The organism is Corallococcus llansteffanensis, assembly GCF_003612055.1.
GTDB lineage: Bacteria > Myxococcota > Myxococcia > Myxococcales > Myxococcaceae > Corallococcus > Corallococcus llansteffanensis.
Map to the genome: position 1 here is coordinate 1 of NZ_RAWB01000722.1, position 4,429 is coordinate 4,429.

Genomic DNA, 4,429 nt, shown 5'->3' on the forward strand with positions numbered 1-4,429 from the left:
CCCGAGCCCCAGGCGCACCGCGAGCGCGTCCAGCGGACTGGGCCCGGGGGCTGGTGATTCAGGATCGGCCATGGGGGACTCCTCACCCGGGAAGGGCGTCAAAGCTCCCTACAAGGAAGCAGCGACGGGGAAAATTCGTGAGGGTGGGACAGCCGCCGCCCGGATGCCAGTCCGCTCTGCGAAAAATGCAGGTGGGCCGACAGGGCGACATGTAGGCCCCAAAACGACTCCGCCCCCGCCCCGGCGCAAGCCTGGGAGCGGGGGCGGAAGCGGCGTGTCACTCCTGGGAACCGCTGGCCGAAGCAGCCGTGGCCTCGCGTGCGGCCTGGGCTGCCTTCTGGGTGTTCTCCGAGCGCTCGTAGGCGCGGATGACTTCCTGCACCAGCGGGTGGCGCACGACGTCCACGTCGGAGAACTCCGAGAAGTGGATGCCTTCGATGTTCTTGAGCACCGTGCGCGCGTGGTTCAGGCCGGACAGCTTGCCCGTGGGCAGGTCCACCTGGGTCACGTCACCGGTGATGACCGCCTTGCTGTTGTAGCCCAGGCGGGTGAGGAACATCTTCATCTGCTCCACGGTGGTGTTCTGCGCCTCGTCGAGGATGACGAAGGCGTCATTGAGGGTGCGGCCGCGCATGAACGCGAGCGGTGCCACCTCCACCACGCCCTGCTCCACCAGCTGCTGGGCACGCTCCACGGCCATCATGTCGTGCAGCGCGTCGTAGAGCGGACGCAGGTAGGGGTTCACCTTCTCCGCCAGGTCGCCGGGCAGGAAGCCGAGCTTCTCACCGGCCTCCACGGCGGGGCGCGCCAGGATGATGCGCTTGACCTTGCGCTCCTGGAGGAAGGCGACCGCCATGGCCATGGCGAGGTACGTCTTGCCCGTGCCGGCGGGGCCCACGCCGAAGACGATGTCGTGGGCGCGGATGGCGTCCACGTAGCGCTTCTGCGCGATGCTCTTGGGGGCGATCTGCCGGTTGCCGGTGCTCTTGAGGACGGTGCCGAGCATGACCTCCTGCAGGGACTCCGAGCCGCGGCCCAGGACCTTGATGGCCTGCTCCACGTCCTCGCGGTAGACGGTGCGGCCCGCGCGGATCATCTCCTCGAGGTTCTCCACGAGGCGCACCGCGAAGGAGACCGCGTCCGCGGGGCCCGACAGGAGCAGCTCCGTACCGCGCTGCCCCACCCGGACGCCCAGGCGCCGCTCCATCAGCTTGAGGTTCTCGTTCTGATTTCCGCACAGGGCCTGGGTCGTCTCGTTGTCACGGACGTCGACCTTGGCGGAGGTGGGAGTGGATTCTGCGCGAGCAGCGGGCACTTCCAGCGTGGCGGGGTTTCGCAATGCGCGTCGTTCCTCGTTCAGTGGTCGCTCGCTTTCAACGTAACGCCGCCCCCCCACCCGTGCTCGGTGGACCTCCAGGACGACTTCCGCTGCAAGCTAGCGCACGGGCGGTAGGAGGATGAACTGCCGGGCAGCCAGCCGCCGGTAATAGTACTCCTCCCGCCACGGGTATCGCAGTTCCTCGGGAGCCAACAATCCGGCATCCACCAATGCATCCAACCGCTCCGGTAGGGCTCCCTTCTCCAGCTGGAACACCTCCAGCGCGGCTTCGATGCGGACGCGCTGCGCATGCGCGATCTGACGCTGGGCGGCGGGATCCCCCAGATTGGACGCGCCGGCCTCCTGCCTGACGGCGCCCATCCACCGGGAGGCGATGAAGGCCAGGGCCGCCAGCACGGCCATGGTGACGACGACGCGGCCCACGGGGCCCGCCACCCGGGCGCCGAGCCGGTAGTCCTCGGGGACGGCGACGCGCCCCTCCGGGTCGATGGCGCGGACGTAGTCGCCCTTGACCAGGTTGTAGAGCGCCTTGCAGGTCTCGAACTCGCCCAGGCAGCAGAGGTCCACCAACCGGCGCAGGTCGCGCCCCTGGGCGATCTCCTCGTAGACGTGGCGCTCCGAGGGACCGATGGCGCCCAGCTCCCCGCCCTCGTCGGCGTTCGCGCGGGGCACGGGCAGCGCCTTGACGCGCTCGAAGGTCATGTCGTCGCGGTGGATGCGCTTGCGGATGACGGGCCACTCGTCCACCATCCGGAAGCCCTCCATCAGCACCGTCTCCGCGCGCAGCGGCGTGATGCCTTCGGGGCCCGGCTCCACCGGCTCCTGGATGAACTCGTAGGTGCCCGCCTTCCAGGTGAAGAGGCGGTAGAGCGTCTCCGTCACCTGGAGCTGGGCCATCTGCTGGAAGCGCTCGGCGGTGAGGGCGTGGCTGGACACCAGCACGTCACCCAGCCGCTTGAGGGTGCGCTTCTGCGTCTCCAGCGCGGCCTCCAGCTGCGTCTCCGTGATGATCTCCGCGCGCACCAGCATGTTGCCGATGAGCTCCTTGCGCTTCCGGGTGAGGCCCTCGGCCTTGATGATGTGGCCGTCCTGGAAGCCGACGCGCACCTCCTGGTCCTTGTCGCGGAAGTGGAGCGTGCCCGTCTTCTGCTGCTGGCCGATGAGCTGCAGGATGTCGCCGATGCCGAAATCCTTGAGGGTGCCCTTGAGGGACATGGCTCAGGCCTCCCCCCGCTGGTGGCGGCGCAGGCCGCGCAGCGTCAGCAGGTAGACGAAGAAGAGCACCACCGCGGCGGGCACGAGCTTGAGGTACAGCGGCGCGTCTCCGTACGGGGTGCGGACGAGGCCGCGGTGGAGCACCAGCGCGGCCACCGCGAAGCTGAAGAGGAAGGCGTAGACGGCCCCGCGCACCGGCAGGCCCGTGCCCACGTGGCCCGCGCCGGACACCAGCCCGCCCAGCACGTACGTCACCCGCTTGGTCCAGGCCTGGTGGCGCTCCACCTCCACCTGCTTGCGCGAGCGGACCTCCTTGGGCACCTGGCTCTTGCGCGCGTAGACGTGGACGCACTGGCCGCACAGCGAGCCGCCCGCGCCCAGATCCTTGTCACAGCGCAGGCACACCGCCCGGCCGCACCGGTCGCAGGCGCGGGAGGCCTTCACCCGCTGGGAGGCCTCGCCCCACAGCGCCAGGAGCGCCGCGAGCCCCGCCGTCAGCGCCCAGCCCACCGGGCCCTGGGGCAGCGCATGCGCGAGCCACCGGCCCACCTGGGCCTCCACGCGGTCTCCCTCCTGCGTGCCCTGCGCCAGCTCCAGCCAGTCGCGCTCCGGCACCGACGGCGCCAGGAGCAGCAGGTTGAGCAGGGGGCGGTCCTCGGGCGGCGGTTCGCGGCGCAGGAGCGCATCATCCAGCGCCTGCGCCGCGGCGATGGCCGTGGCGGCCCGGTCCAGCTCCTTGCCCACCTGATCATCCGGGAGCAGCCGCGCCCGGCGCCGGTACACCTGCGCGAGGTTGTAGTGCGGCGCGGCCATCGTCGGATCCGCCTGGGAGGCCTGGGCGTAGAGGGGCAGCGCGCCCTCCGGGTCCCCCAGACCCACCAGCGTGTTGCCGAAGCGCGTGAGCAGCCGCGCGTCCCCGCTGCGCAGCGCGGAGGCGGCCTTGAAGTCCGCGCGCGCCTCCTCCAGTTGGCCCCGGCGGGACTCGTAGAAGGCGAGCGCCCCCAGCTCCTGGAAGCGGGCCGTGCGTGCCTGGGCCCGCGCGCGCACCCGGGCCGCCGCGGCTTCCGCGGACAGGCCGCCGCGCTCCAGCAGGTAGACGTCCTCCGCGGGCGTGCCGGCGAAGACGGTGGAGCGCACCAGCGCGCCCGCCGCGAGCGGCATCACGCCCAGGCCCATGAGCAGCACCGCCGCCACCCAGCGCTCCCGGCGGCCCACGTACAGCGCGACCACGGCGAAGAGCAGCAGGAGCTCCGGCACGAGCCCCACGCCCAGCACCGCGGGCAGCGCCAGGAGCAGCAGCCCCAGGAGCCCCGACTGCCAGCGCGCCACCGCCCGGGGGAACAGGTGGTGGAAGTCATGCAGCGCGTAGCGGATCCGCCGCAGGAAGAGCACGGCCACCACCGCCACCGCCGTCGCCGCCCAGGCCGCGAGCGCCAACGCGCCCAGGTCCGTGAGCGCCGGGCGCCGGTAGCGCGCGTCCTTCGCCAGCGTCAGGACCGCCGCCTTCCACGCGCCCAGGGCGCGCGGGACGTTCAGCGGATCCTCCACCACGTACGCCTCCGCCCGGGCGAAGTGCGCCGCGGGCAGGCCCGGCGACAGGGCCACCGCCACGTCCAACAGCGCGATCGTCCCCGACAGGTCCCCGGCGCGGCGGCGCACCGCGGCCTCGCGCAGGAAGCCCACGCTCAAGGGTTCCAGGTCGGACGCGAGCATCTCCTCGCGCAGCTTCAGCAGCTCCTGCTGGGCGGTCTGCGCGGCGGCGCTGTCGTTGCGCGCTCGGGCCTGCTTCCAGCGGTCCCACACGGCCAGCAGGTCCGCGTCCGCCAGCTTCGGCGCCATCACCGGCGGGGGGCCGGGGCGCGGCGGGACGATGAC

The 4,429-nt window shown here is 71.8% G+C and carries 3 protein-coding genes; all 3 read right to left on the reverse strand.

Annotated elements, in window-relative coordinates; genetic code table 11:
- Positions 1-277 precede the first annotated feature (277 nt).
- Complete coding sequence (locus tag D7V93_RS38930) at positions 278-1,339, reverse strand: PhoH family protein (RefSeq protein WP_120648122.1); 1,062 nt, start codon at positions 1,337-1,339, stop codon at positions 278-280.
- A gap of 96 nt (positions 1,340-1,435) precedes the next feature.
- A complete protein-coding gene (locus D7V93_RS38935) occupies positions 1,436-2,554 on the reverse strand; it encodes a DUF4388 domain-containing protein (protein WP_120648123.1) in 1,119 nt (372 codons plus the stop codon).
- Between the two features lie 3 nt (positions 2,555-2,557).
- A partial coding sequence (locus tag D7V93_RS38940; RefSeq protein WP_120648124.1) for a hypothetical protein occupies positions 2,558-4,429 on the reverse strand: 1,872 nt, incomplete at its 5' end.